Here is a 17,613-nt window from a genome sequence, read left to right as displayed (position 1 = left end):
CCCCGCCCGCCTCCCCACCCCCCCCCCCCCCCCCCTCCCCCCCCCCCCCCCCCCCCCCCCCCCCCCCCCCCCCCCCCCCGGTGCCGCCGCCTCCGGTCCGGGGCGGGCGGACTTCGGGGCCGGGCGTGTCGTACCCGTGTGTTTTCATGTTCAGGAAGGTCGCATCGGACGGGATGAGGGGCGCGGGGCGTGGCGATGGTGCGAAAGGCGGCGCCCCCTGTGCGGGAGTCGCTGGAGGGGCGGCACTCCAGCGTCGTCTTCTCCGACGACCGGCAGTGGGCCGAACACACCCGCGTGTTCGTGCGCGGAGGGCTGGAGAAGGGCGAGCGGGTCCAGTACCTCGCGGACACCACCGACCCCGACCAGGTGCTCGGCGCGCTCGCCGACGCGGGCGTCGACGCGGCGGGCGCCGTGGCGCGCGGCCAGTTGTCCGTCTCCGTCGCCGGGCGGACGTGCCCCGCCGGTTCCGGCTTCGACCCCGACGCCATGATCGGCCTGTGGCACGACGCGGCGGAGGCCGCCCGCGCCGCCGGTTACACGGGGCTGCGCGCGATCAGCGAGATGTCCTGGGGGGCGCGGAACACCGCCCACGTCGACCGGCTGCTGGAGTACGAGCTGCGCGCCCACCGCGAGGTCTTCGCCCGACTCCCGATGACGGCGCTCTGCTTCTACGACCGCCGGCTGGTGTCCGACGCGTATGTGAACGTCCTGGCGAGCGCCCATGTGTCGCACCGGGGGGAGTCGCACGCCGGACCGGCCCTGCGGGTGGCCCCGCTGGTGGACCGTCCCGGCCTGGTGATGTCCGGGGCGGCCGGATACGACACGCGGCACACGGTCGCGGCCGCCGCCGCCGTCGTCTCGGGCTCGGCGGCCCAGCAGATGGAGCTGGACCTGGCGACCCTGCACCACCTCGACGCGGCGTCCCTGGCCGTGCTGGCCGACGCCGCCGCCGGGCGGCCCGGCGGCACGCCGCTGAAGGTCCGGCAGGCCCCTCCGCCCCTGCGGCGGCTACTGCAACTGTTCCCGGAGCTCGATTCCGTGGTGGAGGTCGTGGACCGATGACAACCTACGGGCCTACCGCGGCCGACCCCGGCCGGCAGACCGACTTCTACCACCCGGCGCTGTTCTACGGCACCGACGACGAGTACCTCGCCGGCGTCGGGACGTTCGTCCAGGACGCCGTGGCCCAGGAGCACACCGTGCTGGTGGCGGTGCCCGACCGACGCCTCCCGCTGCTCCAGGACCTCGTCGGGGGCGACCGCGACCACGTCACGTGGGTCGACATGCGCCAGGCGGGACGCAACCCCGGACGCATCCTGTCGATGCTCCAGGAGTTCGCCGACGGCGCGGGGGGCGGTGCGGCCGCCGGCGTCTCGATCGTGGGAGAGCCGATCTGGGTCGGGCGTACGCCTGCGGAGGCTTGGGAGGCGACCCGCCACGAGGCGCTGATCAACCTCGCGTTCACCGGGCGCCCGGTCAGCATCCTCTGTCCCTACGACACGGCGCTGCCCGAAGAGGTGCTGTCGCAGGCGCACCGCACCCACCCGGTGATCGGATCTCCGGGGGAGTACCGCGCCAGCTCGCGCTACACCGACCCGCACGAGGTCTCCCGCGACTGCGACACTCCGCTGCCCGAGCCGCCGCCGTACGCCGTCGTCGTCCCCTTCGACGAGCACGGACTGGCGGCGGCGCGTGACGAGGCCCACCGTTCGGCGGCCGCCGCCGGCCTGCCGGAGGCCCGTCGCACGGACTGGCTCCTCGCGGTGGGAGAGGCCATCAGCAACTCGGTGCGCCACGGAGGCGGCCGCGGCACCCTGCGCACGTGGTGTGCCGACGGCGAGCTCGTCGCGGAGATCCGAGACCGGGGCCTGCTGGCCGATCCCCTCACCGGCCGCCGCAGGCCCGACCCTCGGGCGGCGGCCGGCGGCCGGGGTGTGTGGATCATGCACCAGTTGTGCGACCTGGTGGAGATCCGGGCCGTGCCGCAAGGGCTCGTCCTCCGCCTCCACATGGGACTGGAGTGATCGCGGCCCTCCGGAGGCCCAGGGGGGCGGACCCCGCAGTCGCCGCCGGGTGCGCGTCAGCACCGGCCGGTCGTCACCGGGACCTGGCGGCCCGGCGCAGCGTCGCGAGCAGCTCCCGGTTGCTCGCGCCCTTGAGCACGTAGGCGAAGGCGCCGGCGCGCAGCATCTGCTCGGCGGAGCCCTTGTCGTCGTACGCGGAGAACGCCACGATCCGGCTGGACGGCGAGCACCGGGCGATGCCCCTGGCCACGGAGGCGCCGCCGCCGGGGAAGCGGACGTCCAGGATCACCAGGTCCGGCCGGTGGCGGCGGGCCGATTCCAGCGCCTGCCCGCCGTCGTACGCGGCGCCCACGACCTCCAGGTCCGGCTGGGCCTCCACCACCTCGCGCAGGGACTCCAGCAGCATCGCGTCGTCGTCGCACAGCAGCACGCGGAACGGGAGGGCCGGGAAGTCGCCGCCCGCGGTCACGCCGCGTCGTCCTCGGGCGCCGGGACCGGCAGCGGGTTCGGCACCCAGAACTCGACCGTCGTGCCCGTTCCGGGCCGGCTGTGCATGGACCACCAGCCCCCGGCCGTCTCCGCTCGCTCCCGCATCTCGACGACCCCGAAGTGCTCGCGCCCGTCCGGGGACATCGGTATGCCGGTGCCGTCGTCGGCGACGCGCGTCACGATGCCCCCGTCGGACGACCTGACCAGGAGGTCGACACGGCCCGCCCGCGCGTGCTTGCGCACGTTGAGCAGCGCCTCCTGGACGATGCGGAAGATGGTGATGGCCGTCTCCGGCGTCGGCTCGCGCTCCAGTCGGTGCTCGAACGCGTAGGCCATCCCCCAGGAGGAGCCCACGACGTCCTCCAGGTGGCCGGAGAGCGCGTCGACCAGGCCGTGCCGGTCGATGCCGGGCGGGTGCAGCCGGAAGGTCAGGCTGCGGAGGCGGCCGACGGCCTCGCGCACCGACGCGTCGAGGCGCCGCAGCTCCGCGGCGTACGCCTCCGGCACCCGGTCCGCCAGCAGCTCCAGCCGCATCCCGACCGCGACCATCGCCTGGATGGAGTCGTCGTGGACGTCCCACGCGATGCGGCGCCGCTCCGTCTCCTGCGCCTGCACCAGGTGGTCGAACAACCGCCGCCGCTCGCTGAGGGCGTGCTGAGCGGCCCGCCGTTCGGACATGTCACGGGTGACCTTGCCGAACCCCTGGAGGACGCCCGCCTCGTCCCACAGGGCGGTGATGACCACGTTGGCCCAGAACCGCGAGCCGTCCTGGCGGACGCGCCAGCCCTCGTCCTCCAGCCTGCCCTCGGCCACGGCGGTCTCCAGCTCCCACCGCGGCTTGCCCGACGCCTGGTCCTCGGGCGGGTAGAAGACCGAGAAGTGCTGCCCGAGGATGTCCTCGGCCCGGTAGCCCTTGATCCGCTCCGCCCCCGCGTTCCAACTGATGATGTGGCCCTGCGGGTCGAGCATGAAGATGCCGTAGTCCAGCACCCCCTGGACCAGCAGGGTGAAGGCGGCCTCCGACAGCGGGGCGGTCTGCTTCCGCGCCGGCTCCCCCGTCACGCCAGGAGCCCTTCGCGCCGGGCGATGGCCACGGCTTCGAGGCGGGACCGCGCCCCCAGCTTCTCCAGCACCCGCTGGACGTGGTTGCGCCCGGTGTTGAGGGCGATCCCGAGCCGTTCGCTGATCTCGGCGGTGGTGCGGCCTTCCCCCAGCAGGTGGAGGGTCTCCCGCTCCCGCGGGGTCAGGTCGCCGCCGAGGCCCGGCGTCCGGCCGGTCAGCCGTCCCAGCACGTCGCCCAGGAGCTTCTCGCTGAACACCATCTCGCCGGCCGCCACCCTGCGCACGGCGTCCTTCAGTTCGTGCAGCCCGCAGGCCTTCAGGATCAGGCCGGAGCCGCCCGTCTCCGCGATGCGCACGGCCACCGACCCGCCGCCCTCGCCCGTGAGGACGAGCACCCGCGTGCCCGGCGCGAGCGCCAGCAGATCGGCGATGGCGTCGACCGCGTCGCCGTCGGGCAGGCGGCGGTCCATCAGGACGACGTCCGGCGCGCAGCGCTCCGTATCGGCCAGGGCCGCGGCCACCGACGCCGCCCGCCCCACGACCCGCAGATCGGGCGAGCGCTCCAGGGCGAGGCAGATCGCCTCGGCCACCATGTCGTGATCCTCGACCAACAGGATTCTGACCGGGCGGCCGAGGGGGGAGGAGGGGGAGGGCATCGACGCATCCTTGCAGGTGGCGGACCGTACGATCATGCCAGAAGGTCCGGGGGCGGCCACTTCGCCATGGCCACCGCCTCTCCGTCGCGCAGGGTGACGGCCACGCCAGGAGGCCGGCGCTCCGGCTCCGCGTCCGGGCGCGCGCCCTCCTCGGTGAAGAAGCCCTCCGCGCCGATCAGGGAGAGCAGCCGCGCCAACTGCGTCCCGATCCCCTCCGCGACGATGTCCACGCCGGCCAGCAACGCGGACCGCCGTGCCGTCAGCAGGGCGCTCATGCCGGCGCAGTCGCAGAAGGAGACGCCGGTCAGATCGAGGCAGAGGCGGGTCGGCCGATGCGTCAGACAGGCCATGACCGCCTCCCTGACACGGGGGGCGGTGTCCAGGTCGAGGTCGCCGGCGAGGATCACTCGTGCGACGCCCGGCCGCAGCACGGTGCGCGTCGTGAACGGGTGGACAGTCACAGCGAACCGCACCTCTCCGTGCTCGCGTGCCGCGCACGTCCCGCGCGGCGCCGGCCCCCGCGGTTCCTTCGATGAGGGGCCCTGGTCGTCAGCTCCCGCGCCACTACCTCATAGTGCGTAAGCATCAGTTCCGCTCTAGTGAATCCGCACCAGCCGTGGAAGTCAACACACGCAGGAGGGAACCGGGCGCGGAGGGCGACCGGAGCCTCACCGCCCCGGCACCACGCGCACGCCCAGTGCCTCCACCCGGTAGATGCACGTGTCGTCGCCCCACAGCGTCGCGTCCGCCACGGCGTACGGCCCCCGCGCGTCCTCGCCGCTCTCCACGATGTCCATGTCCACCCGGATCAGCCGGTTGGCGGGGGTGATCTGGCCCCGGTACGTCCACACCGCCTCGCGACCGGGCAGCACCGCCTCGAACCGGGGGCGGGGGACGCCCTCGGCCGCGCCGCGTTCGAGCAGGTGCCACTGGAGCAGTTGGCACATGGCCTCCAGACCCAACGAGCCGGGCTGCACCGGGTCCTGGAAGAAGTGGGCCCGGAAGAACCAGGCGTCCGGGCGCACGTCCTTCTCCGACCGCAACCGGCCGAGCCCCGCGCGCCCCCCGTCCGGCCAGTACCCGGTGATCCGGTCCAGCATCAGCAGCATCGGCCCCGGCAGGCGCGGCTCTCCCGCGCAGTACCGGGCGGGGCGGGCGGTCAAATCGACCAGGAAGCCGGAGGGCTCCTCCAGGCGGGCCCGCTCCCGAGCCGGGACGGGGAGCCCCTGCTGGTCCTCGAAGGCCGACCGGGGGAAGTAGCCGAAGACGGTGGTGAGGTCGAACACCGGCACGTCGTCGGCCGCGCACGTCACGCGGAACGACTCGATGATCATGTCCCCGCTGCGGGACAGGCGCGTCAGCTCGGCCCTGGTACGGACCGTGCGCGTCGCCGGGACGACCTCGCCGGTGACCGTTCCGGACCCGTCGAGGTTGCGGAACAGCAGGTCGCTCCGGCTGGTCAGCGCGCTGCCCACGTACGAGGCGAGCCACCCGCAGGGCTGCAGGGCGACCTCCATGAGGACGGCGAACGGCATGGCGCGGCCGCCGTTCTGCTCGAAGTACCACGCCCGGTCGGGCACGTCGTACTCGGCGACGACGACACTGCCCTCCCGCATCCCGGCCTGCGGCCCGTCCACCGACACGATCCGGGTCATGAAGTGGTACGGCGGGCCGGGGAGCCGCGCCACCCGGCGGGCGCCGTCGAAGGGCTCGTACATGGCGCCGAACGCCTCGCTCGGCCTGCCCCAGGCGCACGCCAGGAGCGAGGCGTAGTCGAAGGGGAGCCCGTCGGCCGCCGCGGCCACCGGCTTCTCCTCCCGGTGCCCGACCAGCCCGCCCAGGAGCGGCAGCGGCGCCGGGGCTCCGTCGGCCTGCACGGCGGGCGGGCCCGTGTGCCGCCACTGCGACAGCGGCCAGTCGGGGACCAGCCGGAGCGCCATGCCGCGGCCCAGGAACGCCTGCGCCCCGTCCACCGAGCCGAGGATGTCGGCGTGGAGCGTCGGCTCCGGACCGGCCGATACGCCGCGGACGAACACCTCGTAGACGACCCGCCGGTTCTCCGGGGTCGCCTGGCCCCGGCACATCGCCCGGTAGGGGAGCCCGGTGACCGGTTCGAAGCGCCAGCCGTCCCGGTCGACGGTGAACCCCATGGCCGTGAGGTGGAAGGCCATCGCCTGGAGGCCGCCCTGGAGCATCAGCGTGCCCGGCATACAGGGGTCGTTGGTGAAGTGGCCGGCGAAGAACCAGTCGTCCGGCGACAGGGCGGTCTCGGCGCGCAGGTAGCCCCGGCCCCACGGCCCGCCGACCGGGTCGAACGCGGTGACCTCGTCCAGCAGTCCCATGCGGCTCCCGTCCAGCCGCGGCGGGCGGACGTGCGCCGCCGTCGCCTCCCAGCCGGGTCCGAAGCAGTCCGCCGGCCGCCCCGCCGCCAGGGCCCGCACCCGGTCCGGGCCGAAGGCGGTCCGTGCGCAGCGCACGGCCGGCGGGTCGCACGGCAGGTCGTCGCCGGGCGGGTGCTCGGCGGGGTCCCAGCGGACACCGCCGCCGCCGGCCAGCTCCTCGGGGGTGAAGAACCCGGCCTGGCCCTCGCGGACGCTGAGCCGCAACTCGCCGTCCACCCGGCAGTCGTAGTGGAAGAAGGCCAGCCGGACGCCGTCCGCCTCCGCGTGGCCGTCGACGTGGATCTCGAAGCACAGGGTGTCGCCGGCCTTCGGCGGGGCGCCGTGGAACGTCACCTCGCAGCCGAGCAGCCGGTAGGCGCGCTCCCCCCGGTTGAGGAGGTCGACGCCCAGCCAACTGAGCAGGAGCAGGTCGGCCTGGCCCGCCTCGATCAGCAGGCCGGTCGGCATACGCCCCGTGGCGTCCAGGTACCAACTGCCGGGCAGGACGTCGGTCTCGGTCCAGATCCGCCCGTCCGTGCGGACCGGGCCGGGCAGGGCGAGCGCGGCGGGCACCGCGTCGATGCCGGTGACCCGGTCGGCGAAGAGCATGGGCGGCGCGGGCATCCGGGTCTGCACCGCGTACCCGTCCTGCTCGGCGAAGAGCGGGCCGAACAGCGTGGAGACCTCACGGGTGGCGAGGTGCTCCAGTTGGGCGCGGTCGAACACCGGCCCCGGCCTGCGGCCCGGTGCGGACGCCGCGCGTGCCGGGGGAGGGGGCGGCGGGAGCGCGGGGGCCGGGCGCGGCGCGCCGAGGCCGCGCGGCCGTACGGGGCCGGGCCCGGACCCCGCCGGGCGCGGCGCCCCGGCCCGCAGCGCCGCGACGGCGAGCGCGGACGCCCGCAGGAAGTACCGGTGTGCCTCGGTGTGCGCGGCCATGACCTCCTGGTGCACCGCGGCGACCCGCCGGCTCTGCCGGGCGACCGCCGCCGCGGCGGGCGCGGCGGCGGACGCGGTGTCCGGGGCGGAGGCCGCCGGGGCGGTGTCGGGGGCGGGAGGCGCGGCGGGGGCCGCCGGGGCGCTTGGCCCCGGCGCGCCGGGACTCTCCTCCGGCGCGGTGGCGGGGCCGGTGGGCGCGCCGGGGCCGCGGTCCGGCACGGGGGCCAGCTCGGGGGCCCGAGGCAGAACGGTCACAGCGGGCTCCGGGGTCGGCAGGCGCGGCGGGGCGGGTACGGGGACGGTGACGGTCGGGCCGGTGCGCGGCGGCTCCGCGGCGGCCTCGGCCAGCCGGGCGAACAGCGCGTCGGCCCGCACCGGCACACCGGCCACGACGAGCTCGGCCACCGCGAGGCAGAGCTGCCGCAGCCCGGCGTCGCCGGGGGCGTCCAGCGCGACGGCCACGTGCTCCCGGTCGCCGAGCACCCGCTTGATCCAGCCGGTGCACAGCTTCCGCGGCCCGTGCTCGACGAAGACCCGCACGCCGTCCGCCCACGCCTGCTCGACCATGGCCGCGAAGTCGATCGTGCCCAGCCCCTGGGCGGTGATCGCGTCGGCGGCCCGCTCGGCCGTCGGCCGGTAGGCCCGCCCGGTGGCCCCGCTGTAGAACCGCACGCCCGGCACGTCGACGGTGGGGCGGAGATGGGCCGCGCGCCACGCCTCCCGTACCTCCGCCACCTCCGGTGCGTGCGCCGCCACGTCGTAGTCCAGCTCGATCGCGGGGTCCGCGCCGAGCCGGGCCACGACGTCCGCGCACGCGCGGGACTCGCCGCCGATGACGCAGACGCCCGGCGCGTTCACCGCCAGCAGGTGGACCGCGGCCTCCGGGGCGAGCGCCGCGCGGACGGCCGCGAGGGGCGCGCCGACCAGGTAGCTCGACCACCGGGAGCCCTCGACGCCCCGCCGCCGCCAGAAGCGCCGGACCGCCCGCAGCTCGCCCGTCAGCTCGGTCGTGAACAGGCCGCTGTCGCGGGTGGCTTCGTACAGCCCCGAGGAGTCCGGCCAGGCCCCCAGCGCGACCAGCGCCGTCGACTCGCCCGAGGAGTACCCGAGCGCCGCGTCCGGCCGCAGCCCGAGCACGTCCCGGCTGAACACGGTGTGCACGACGCCCAGTTCGGCCGCGGCCCAGATCTGGTCGAGCACGCCGGGCTCGGCCGGGGACCGCAGCAGCCTGCCCACCGCCCGGTGCTCCTCGCGCAGGGTCTCGCCGAGCGAGGGCAGGGCGAGCATCAGCTCGTGGCCCATCCCCGTGTACGCGGCGGAGCCGTTGGTGTACACGAAGGCGGTCCGCCCCGCGACCGGGCCGTCCCGGTACAGCACGTCGGCCGGGCGCACCCCGCCCTCCGCCAGCCAGCGGCGGGCGGCCTCCCCGCGGTCCGCCGACGCGGCGGAGCCGTCGACCACGAGCGCCAGCCGGGCCGGGCCCGCCGAGGACTCCGTACCGGATTCCAGGGCGGCCAGCACCTCCCGGCGGTCGGCCCCGGAGAAGACGTGCAGGCGCGGGGCCGGGCCCCGCAGCCACGGCCGGGCGTCGCCCGCGCGCAGCCGTACGCCCGCGACGGGCCCCTCCAGCGGCGCCACCTCGGCCCGCGCGGTGCGGGGGACGGCCGCCGTGTCCGCGGGCCGGCCCGGCCGGGGCGCCGCCCGGTGCTGGAGCGCGAGCGCCGCGGCCGCGACGGAGACCAGCCCGGACGCGGCATGGGCCCGCCCGAAGGCCGACGCCGGATCGAACACCGCGCCGGGGCCGTCGCCGACGACCAGGTCCGGCTCCCGCGCGCCCTCCTCGTCCAGCACGGCGATGACCGTGTCGCCGTCCCGGCGCGCGGCGTCCAGCGGCTTCAGGACCATGACGACGGCCGCGTCGCCGGGCTCCTCCTCGCGCCCCGACCCCCGCAGGGCCGCCCGGTGGACCACCTCGCAGGACAGGTCGGCGGCGCCGACGAGAGCGGCGTCGGCCTCCCCCGACCGGATGGCCCGCGTCGCGACCTCCAGCGCGACCAGCCCGGACGCCTCCTCCGCCGACACCGTGAAGCTGGGGCCCGCCAGGTCGAGTTGGGTGCTGATGCGGTTCGCGGCGAGGTTGGGCATACTGCCCACCACCCCCTCCGCCGTCATCGGGGGAGTGAAGGCGTCCCCGGCGCGGTCCGCCGGCGTCGGGGCGGCCGCCGCCCCCGCCTGCGCCAGCCAGTACGGCACCCGCCAGCGGGCCCCCGCGCGGGCCACCTCCGGGTCCACCCCCGTGCCGATGACCACCATGGTCCGCTCGCGGGGCAGGCTCACCGCCCCTACGGCCTCCCGAGCGGCCTCCAGCACCAGGAGGTGGTGGCGTACGGTCCGCTCCAGGGCCAGCGGCGGGAAGCACAGGCCCGTCAGCTCCACGGCGATCTCCGTGACCGGACCGCGCCGCTCGCCGCCCAGCACCGCCCGGCGGAAGTCCTCGGCGGACGTCCCCCCGCCGCCCACCCGCGCGCCGAGGGCGACGACCGCCACCTCCGTACGCCCGCCCGAAGCCCGGCCGGACGCGGGCCGGGGCGCGGCGGGCGGGGGCGCGTCGTCGGGGGAGTCGAGGATCAGGTGGGCGTTGGTCCCGCCGAACCCGAAGGCGCTCACCGCCGCCCTGCGCGGCCCCGCCCACTCCTCCGACGCGGTCAGCACCCGCAACGGGGTGCCCGCCAGCGCGTCCAGCGGTTGCCGTGCGCCGAGCGTCGCCGGGCGCACGCCCGCGCGCATCGCGCCGAGCACCTTCAACAGCCCCGCCACCCCCGCCGACGCCAGCAGGTGCCCGACGTTCGACTTCGCCGACCCGATCGGCACGTCGTCGGCCGCCGCGAAGACACGGGCCATGGCGCGCGCCTCCACCGCGTCCCCCACCGGCGTCCCCGTCGCATGGCACTCGACCAGCGACACCGACTCCGGAGCGACGCCCGCCCCCGCGTACGCCAGGCGCATGGCCCGCACCTGGCCCTCCTCCGCCGGGCTGATCAACCCGGAACCGCGCCCGTCGTTGGAGAGCCCCACCCCGCGGATCACGCCGAGCACGGGCAGCCCGGCCGCACGCGCCCGCGACAACCGGGTCAGGGCGACGAACCCCGCGCCCTCGCCGTGCACCAGCCCGTCCGCGTCCCGGTGGAAGGGGCGGCTGCGCCCGGTGCGGCTCGTCGCGGACAGCCCGCAGAACCCCACGTGGAGGTAGAGCGGGTCGGGGCGGCTGACCGCGCCCGCCACCATCAGGTCGGCGGTGCCGTCGTGCAACCGGTCGCACGCCAGCTTGATCGCGTACAGCGAGGAGGCGCACGCCGCGTCGAGGGACCACGCACCCGCGCCGAGGCCGAGCGCGCGCGCCGCGAGCCGGGCGGGCAGCCCGGAGGAGAAGCGGTTGCGGGCGTCGGGGCGCACGCGGCGCTCCCCCCTCAGCAGGGCGTCGGGGAGCGGGGGCGGCTGAGCGGACAGCCAGACGTGCTCGGCGAACGCCGCCCCGGTGGCCGTGGGGTACGACAGGTTCCCCAGCACCAGGCCCCCGCGCGGCAGCGGACCCTCCTGGCCCGCCTCGGCGAGCGCCTGCCGCACCCCGTACAGGACCCAGTGGAAGAGCGGGTCCAGCGACGCGACGCGCTCCGGGGCGCCGGGGAAGGCGCTCGGGTCGAAGACCGACTCGAACCCCTCGACGTACCCGCCGACATCCGTCCAGGTGCGGTCGAGGTGGTCGTCGACCGAGCCCATGGCCCAGGGGCGCGGCAGCCGCCAGCGGCCCTCCGGGGCGGCCGACAGGCTCACGCGCCCGGCGGCGACGTTCTCCCAGAACGCGTCCGGGTCCAGCGCGCCGGGCAGCACGCAGCCCCGGCCGACGACGGCGATCGGTTCGAAATCCATGCGAGTCTCACTTCACGGCGGGGTGGCGTGGCGCGGGGCAGGGGGCGGGGTCAGGAGGGGCGGCGGACCAGCTCCACGCCGATCAGTTCCAGCCGGACGGACCCGTCGGCGTCGAGCAGCGCGGCGTCGCAGCGCGCCCCGGTGCCATGGGCCGTCCGCCCGCGCACCACGCACCGCACGGCGTCGTCGACCGGGCCGGTCCGGTGCACCCGGCACTCGGCGACGGCCATCGGCAGCGCCGCCGCCCCGAGCACCTCCGCCCCCCAGAGCAGGGAGAGTTGGAGCGCCCCGTCCACGGCGGCCGGGTCCAGCGGACCGTGCCCGCCCGGCCACCCCAGGGCGCGCAGGCCCACGACGGTCGCCTCGGCCCCCTGCTCCGAGACGCCGCGCACCGTGCGCAGCGCGTGGAACCGGGGCCCGTGGAAGAGGACCGGCCCGTCGTACCAGGTGGCCGAAACAGGCTGCTCCAGGTCGAGCGGGACCTCCCACGCTGCCGCTTCCGGCTCCCCGGCCCCGGCGTCGAGGACGGCCCGGAAGTGCGCGACGCCGTCCTCGCCCCGCAGCTCCGCCTCCAGGCCCGAGGGCGAACCGGGCGCGCCCCGGCTCCCGAGCACCGTCAGCCGGTGGCCCGCACCGGCCAGGTCCGGCAGGGCGAACTTCCGGTACACCCGCAGATCGCGCAGGACGAGCGGGCCGGCGGCCGGCAGCCACGCCGCGGCCGCCCCCGCGAACCAGCCCAGGACCAGCGCCACGGGCAGCACGGGGACCCCGGCGGGCGCGTGGTCGGCGAGCTGCGGCAGGACGTCGGAGCGGACCAGCACCTGGGCGCGGCGCGGACCACCCGCCGGCGCCAGGGCGGCCGGGTCGTCCCCGGCCGCCAGGACGACGAGCGCCGCGCCGCCGGCGGCGCCGTCCAGCTCGGCCGTGCAGGCGGCGGCGCCCCGCTCCAGCGGGATGAGCGGGATGCCGGATCGGTCGAAGCGCGCGGCCAGCGCCGGGGTGACCATGCCGCCCTGCCAGGGGCCCCAGGCCACGCACCGCACCAGGCAGTCGGGGCGGCGAGCCCGCTCGACCGACGCGACGTGCTGGAGGATCTCGTTGGCCATGGCGTAGTCGCCCTGCCCCGGATTGCCGTACACGGCGGCCACCGAGGAGAACAGGCAGATCGTGTCCAACGGGTCGTCCGCCGTCGCCGCCAGCAGCGCCCGCGCACCGTCCACCTTGGTCGACAGCACCGCCTCGGCCTGCTCGTCGGTCTTGTCGGCGATCCGCTTGTCGGCCAGCACGCCCGCACCGTGCACGATGCCGGTGATCGGCCCCCATGCCTCGCGCACGTCGCGCAGGGCCTCGGCGAGGGCGTCGCCGTCGCGGACGTCCACCCGCACGTACCGGACGGGCGACCCGGCGGCCTCCAGCGCCGCCAGCGTCGCCCGCACCTCGCGCGCGGCCAGGATCTCGCGGGCCCGCTCGGCGAGCCGGGCGGGCGAGGAGTCCGCCGCGTCCCCCGTGCGGCCCTCCGCGAGCAGACGGGTCAGCGCCGGCTCGTCGAGCGCCGACGCCGTCCCGGCGGGCTCGGCGGCCGGGTCGGTCCTGCCCAGCAGCACGATCCTCGGGCGGTGGGTCCGGGCCAGGTCGAGCAGGGCCGCGGCGGTCACCCCGCGCGCCCCTCCGGTGGCCACGATCACCGACGCGGCGGAGATCCGGGGCACGGCGCCCGGCGCCACCGGCTCGGGGACCATCCGCGGGAGGGTGCGGACGCCGTCCGCGCGCAGGCCCGCCTCCCCGTCGGCGCCGCCGTCCAGCAGTTCCCGTACGACCGCCTCGGCGACCTCGTCGTCGTCCCGGCCGCCCCGCTCGCAGTCGAGGGCCCTGACCGAGGCGTCCGGCCACTCCTTCGCGGCGGTCCTGGCCAGGGCGGCGACCCCGCCGAGCCACGCGCGCTCGGGCGCGCGGCCCGCGAGCCCGAAATCGCCCCCGGTGTCCTGCACGGTCACGAACAGCCCGCCGCCCGTCTCCGCTCGGGCCGCCACCGCACGCGCCGCGCGGAGCGCCGACAGGTGGACCTCCCGCGCCTCGTCCGGCGCGCCGCTCGCGGTCAGCGCGACGAGGTGGACGACTCCGTGCGCCGCTGCGGGGGCCTCCGCGGCGGCGCCGGCGTCCACGCCGCGATCCGCCAGCTTCCGGGCGACGAGACGGGCGACCGGGCCCCCGTCCGCGCCGCCGCCGACCACCACGACGGGCCCGTCCAGCAGTCCCGCCGTGACCAGTCCGGACGCGGGCGACTCCACCGCGCGCGGCGCCAGCCGCGTCAGCGGCGCCCCCGCACCGGCCCCGGCGGGGGGCGCGGACGGCGCGGCGGGTTCGCGGGCCTCGGGCACGGCGGGGGCGGCCGCGCGGACGCGGGACCCGTCGGGGGCCTCGGGCTCCGGTGCCCCGGCGGGCTCGCCGGTGAGCGTGTCGACGATCTCGCGCAGCGTACGGAGCTTGCCGAGCCGCGCCACGTCTCCCGTCACCACGTCACCCGCCTCCCGGCGTACGGCCGACAGGATCTCCACGCGCTTGATGGAGTCGACGCCCAGATCCGCCTCCAACTCCATGTCCGGGGTGAGCATGTCGGTGGGGTAGCCGGTGAGCCGGGCCACCACCGACAGCAGCAGTTCCTCCAGCTCCGCGGCCGACGGGGCCGCCGGCTCGGCGGCGGGGGCGGAAGCCGGCGCGGGGACGGGGGCCGGCGCGGGGACGGGCGCCGGGGCGGGAGGCGCGGCCGGCGCGGGCGCGGGCACCGCCGCCGGGACACCGCCCGTGACCGCCGCCGGCGGCGCGGCGGGCGCCGCGGGCAGCACGGTCACGGGCGCCTGCCGGGGCGAGGAGGGACGGGGGAGCGGCAGCGGCGCCCGCGCCTCGTCCCCCGTGAGCGGCGCCCCGAGCATCGCGGCCAGGGTCGTCTCGGTCATCCGCAGGAAGGCCATGTGGCTCTCGGTCAACATGCGCTGGCAGGCCGCGTGGGCCTCCGCCGTCTGCCGCTGGACCCCCTCGACGGCGGCGAGCCAGCCACCGTCCGAGGCGCCCGCGGCGTCCTCGGGAGCCCCCGCGGCGTGCACCGGGTCGGGCTCCGGCGGCCACGGCGCGGCGTACACCGGCGGCCGCTGGGCGGGGTCCGGGGCGGGATCGTGCGCGGCCTCGGGGACCGCCGGGGCGCCCGGCTGGGACGCGGATACGGGGTCGGGGCGCGGCAGGCGTTCCGGGCCGCGTTCCGGGCCGGACGCCGGGCCGGACGCCGGGCCGGACGCCGGGCCGGACGCCGGGCCGGACGCCGGGCCGGGCGGCGGGAACTGACCGTAGTTGGCTCCGCTGATCTTCACGGTCATTCGGGGCTCGCGCTCCTTCGCTGAGGCTCCGGGCGTGGCGTACGCCGCCCAGAGGGATTCGAGGTCGAGGGGGATTCCGCGTACGGAGAGTGCGCCGAGCGCGGCGTGCAGGGCGTCGGCCCCGGACCGGTCCGGCCGGTCCAGGGGGACGGCCGCGTGCGGGCGGTCGCCGAGGATCCGGCCGACCAGGCCGGTCAGCGCCGTACCCGCGCCGACCTCGACGAAGGTCCGCACGCCCGCCGCGTACATCGCCTCGACCTGCTCCTGGAAGAGCACCGGCGAGGCGAGGTGGTCCGCGATCCGGCGGCGCACGGCGTCGGGGGAGGAGGGGTACGGCGCGGCGTCCGCGTTGCCGTGGACCTCGATGCGGGGCTCGGCGAGGGGCACCGTGCGCAGGTACGCGGCGAGCGGTTCGACGGCCGGGGCGACCAGCGGGCTGTGGAAGGCGGTCGAGGCGGCCAGCCGGCGGGTCCCGGTCCCCTCGGCCGCGAACGCCCGCTCGGCCCGGACGACCGCCTCCTCCGTCCCCGAGAGCACCACCTGGCGCGGGGCGTTGTGGTTGGCCGGCCAGAGGTCGCCGTACCCGCCGGCCAGCACCCGCGCCACGTGCGCGCGGTCCGCCGCCACCGCCAGCATCGCCCCCGCCGGGCCCCCCGCGTCCCGCATCAGCTCACCCCGGCGGCGGGCCAGCCCCACCAGCGCCTCGGCGTCCAGCACGCCCGCGCAGTGCAGCGCCACCAGCTCGCCGAAGCTGTGCCCCGCCACGCGGTCAGGCCGCAGCCCCAGCCCCCGCACCACCTCCAGCAGGGCGAGCGCGTGCACCGCCAGAGCGGGCTGCGCCCACTCGGTGGCGTCCAACAGGGCCTGTTGCTCCGCGCGTTCCCGGTCGGTGAAGGCGGGCGGCGGGAAGACGGCCCGGTGCAGGGGCCGCCCGTCGAAGCGGACACCGCCCCACCGGTCCCACACGGCCTGGGCGCTCGGGGCGAGCATCGCGAGTCCGGCCCCCATCCCGACGTACTGGGAGCCCTGTCCGGGGAAGAGGAAGCCGACGCGGCCGGGTTCGGCCGGACCGCACGCGTACCGGACCCCGGCGGGCGTCGGGACCGCCCCGCCGGGGTGCCGCCGGATCAGCGCGAGGGCCCGCGCGTGCTTCTCCCGCAGGTCCTCGACGCCGGTGGCGACGACGGCCAGCCGCACCCGCGCGTCGGGTCGGAACGCGGCGTGGCTCTCCCGCGCCAGCGCGGCCAGCGGACGCCCGTCGTCCGCCCGCGGCGGGGCCAGGTCCGCCGGGGAGTCCCCGCCGAACAGGACCAGCTCGCTCGGCGCGGAGCGGTGGCGCGGGGCCGCCCGGCCGCCCGCGCCCGGGGGCGCGTACTCCTCCAGCGTGACGTGGAAGTTGCTGCCGCCGAAGCCGAAGCTCGACACCGCCGCCCGGCGCGGATGCCCGGCCGGCCGCACCCACGGGCGGGCCTCGGTGTTGACGTAGAACGGGCCGTCCGGGTCGGCGGCGGCCGGGGTGGGCCGCTCCACCTTCACGGTCGGCGGGAGCACCTGGTGGCTCAGGGCCATGACCGCCTTGAGCAGCCCCGCCGCACCCGCCGCGCACTTGGTGTGGCCGATCTGCGACTTGACCGAGCCGATCGCGCACCACTGCCCGTCCGTACGGCCCGACGCGCCGAACACCTCGACCAGCGCCTCCAGTTCGGCGGCGTCCCCGGCTCTCGTCCCGGTCCCGTGCGCCTCGACCAGCTCCACGGTCCCCGGCCCGTACCCGGCCTCCTCGTACGCGCGCCGCAGGGCTCGCGCCTGGCCGCCGGGCAGGGGGGCGTAGATCGCGGTGCTCCGGCCGTCGGAGGAGGCGCCGATGCCCCGGATCACCGCGTGGACGCGGTCGCCGTCGCGCTCCGCGTCGGACAGCCGCTTCAGCGCGTACATGATGACCGCCTCGCCGAGCATGGTCCCGTCCGCCTCCGCCGAGAACGGCCGGCAGTCGCCGCTGGGGGACAGCGCGGGCGTCTTGGAGAAGCACAGGAACATGCCGATGTCGTTCCCGGTGTCCACGCCTCCGCTGATCACCAGGTCGGCCCGGCCCAGGGCCAGTTCGCCGACCGCCGTCGACAGGGCCGCCAGGGAGCTGGCGCAGGCGGCGTCGACCGTGTGGTTGACGCCGTGCAGATCGAACCGGTTGGCGATCCGGCCCGCGACCACGTTGCCGAGGAGGCCGGGGAAGGACGACTCCCGCCACGGCGCGAAGCGGGCCGCGATGCGGTCGCACACGGCCCGCGCCTCGGCCTCCCCGAGCCCGCTCTCCCGCAGCCCCGCCAGCCACGCCGGGCGCTGGGTGCGCCCGAACATGTGCGGCAGCAGTTCCAGGGCGGCCGCGCCGAGGACGACGCCGGTCCGGTCCCGGTCGACCGCGTCCGGGCCGCCGGCGTCGGCCAGCACCTGGTCGGCGACCATGAGGGCGAGCAGTTGGGAGGTGTCCGTCGACGCCAGGTTGGCGGGCGGCACCCCGTAGGCCATCGGGTCGAAGTCGACCTCGGGGAGGAAGGCCCCCCGGCGGGCGTACGTCTTGTCGGGGGCGGCCGGGTCCGGGTCGTAGTGGTCCTCCACGCGCCAGCGGGAGGCGGGCACCTCGGTGATCAGGTCGCGGCCCCCGGCCACGATCCGCCAGTAGCCGGCCGCGTCCGTCGCGCCGGGCGCCAGCGCGCCGACGCCGACGACGGCGACGGGGACCTGGCGGGGGGTCGGTCGGGGCACGGTCTCTCCT

Annotated in this window: 8 protein-coding genes; 2 read left to right on the top strand and 6 right to left on the bottom strand. The window is 77.1% G+C overall.

What is annotated here, in order from left to right; all coding sequences use genetic code 11:
- The first annotated feature begins 195 nt into the window (after positions 1-195).
- Both ACZ6EJ_RS11460 and ACZ6EJ_RS11455 read left to right on the top strand, forming a co-directional pair.
- Positions 196-1,062: an MEDS domain-containing protein gene (locus ACZ6EJ_RS11460; protein WP_469266422.1), complete on the top strand. Its 867-nt coding sequence runs from the start codon at positions 196-198 to the stop codon at positions 1,060-1,062.
- A complete protein-coding gene (locus ACZ6EJ_RS11455; RefSeq protein ID WP_469266369.1) occupies positions 1,059-2,024 on the top strand; it encodes an anti-sigma factor RsbA family regulatory protein in 966 nt (321 codons plus the stop codon). Before ACZ6EJ_RS11460 ends, ACZ6EJ_RS11455 begins: the two co-directional genes overlap by 4 nt.
- A gap of 73 nt (positions 2,025-2,097) precedes the next feature.
- Here the strand turns inward: ACZ6EJ_RS11455 and ACZ6EJ_RS11450 are convergent, their stop codons facing one another.
- The 6 genes from ACZ6EJ_RS11450 to ACZ6EJ_RS11425 form a co-directional block, all read right to left on the bottom strand.
- Positions 2,098-2,493, bottom strand: a complete 396-nt coding sequence (locus tag ACZ6EJ_RS11450; RefSeq protein WP_469266367.1) for a response regulator — start codon at positions 2,491-2,493, stop codon at positions 2,098-2,100.
- Entirely contained in the window at positions 2,490-3,575 is a 1,086-nt protein-coding gene (locus tag ACZ6EJ_RS11445) for a PAS domain-containing sensor histidine kinase (protein ID WP_469266366.1), read from the bottom strand. The genes ACZ6EJ_RS11450 and ACZ6EJ_RS11445 overlap by 4 nt, the downstream gene beginning before the upstream one ends.
- Positions 3,572-4,231 (bottom strand): response regulator transcription factor, encoded by a 660-nt coding sequence (locus ACZ6EJ_RS11440; protein ID WP_469266364.1) that lies wholly within the window; start codon positions 4,229-4,231, stop codon positions 3,572-3,574. The genes ACZ6EJ_RS11445 and ACZ6EJ_RS11440 overlap by 4 nt, the downstream gene beginning before the upstream one ends.
- A gap of 32 nt (positions 4,232-4,263) precedes the next feature.
- Positions 4,264-4,692, bottom strand: coding sequence for an STAS domain-containing protein (locus ACZ6EJ_RS11435; protein WP_469266362.1), 429 nt, complete (start codon positions 4,690-4,692; stop codon positions 4,264-4,266).
- 207 nt (positions 4,693-4,899) lie between these two features.
- On the bottom strand, positions 4,900-11,475 hold the full coding sequence (locus ACZ6EJ_RS11430; RefSeq protein ID WP_469266360.1) for a beta-ketoacyl synthase N-terminal-like domain-containing protein: 6,576 nt from the start codon (positions 11,473-11,475) through the stop codon (positions 4,900-4,902).
- A 50-nt stretch (positions 11,476-11,525) separates the two neighbouring features.
- Positions 11,526-17,603 (bottom strand): SDR family oxidoreductase, encoded by a 6,078-nt coding sequence (locus tag ACZ6EJ_RS11425; protein ID WP_469266358.1) that lies wholly within the window; start codon positions 17,601-17,603, stop codon positions 11,526-11,528.
- Between the last annotated feature and the right edge of the window lie 10 nt (positions 17,604-17,613).

This window comes from Streptomyces sp. NPDC041970, assembly GCF_055588985.1.
The sequence above is the reverse complement of the archived record's forward strand: the minus strand, read 5'-3'. Positions and strand labels throughout refer to the sequence as shown.

Excerpts from the sequence above, each read along its gene's own strand:
- ACZ6EJ_RS11460 (WP_469266422.1), top strand. The coding sequence starts at position 196 with ATGGTGCGAAAGGCGGCGCCCCCTGTGCGGGAGTCGCTGGAGGGGCGG.
- ACZ6EJ_RS11455 (WP_469266369.1), top strand. The coding sequence starts at position 1,059 with ATGACAACCTACGGGCCTACCGCGGCCGACCCCGGCCGGCAGACCGAC.
- ACZ6EJ_RS11440 (WP_469266364.1), bottom strand. The coding sequence starts at position 4,231 with ATGCCCTCCCCCTCCTCCCCCCTCGGCCGCCCGGTCAGAATCCTGTTG.
- ACZ6EJ_RS11430 (WP_469266360.1), bottom strand. The coding sequence starts at position 11,475 with ATGGATTTCGAACCGATCGCCGTCGTCGGCCGGGGCTGCGTGCTGCCC.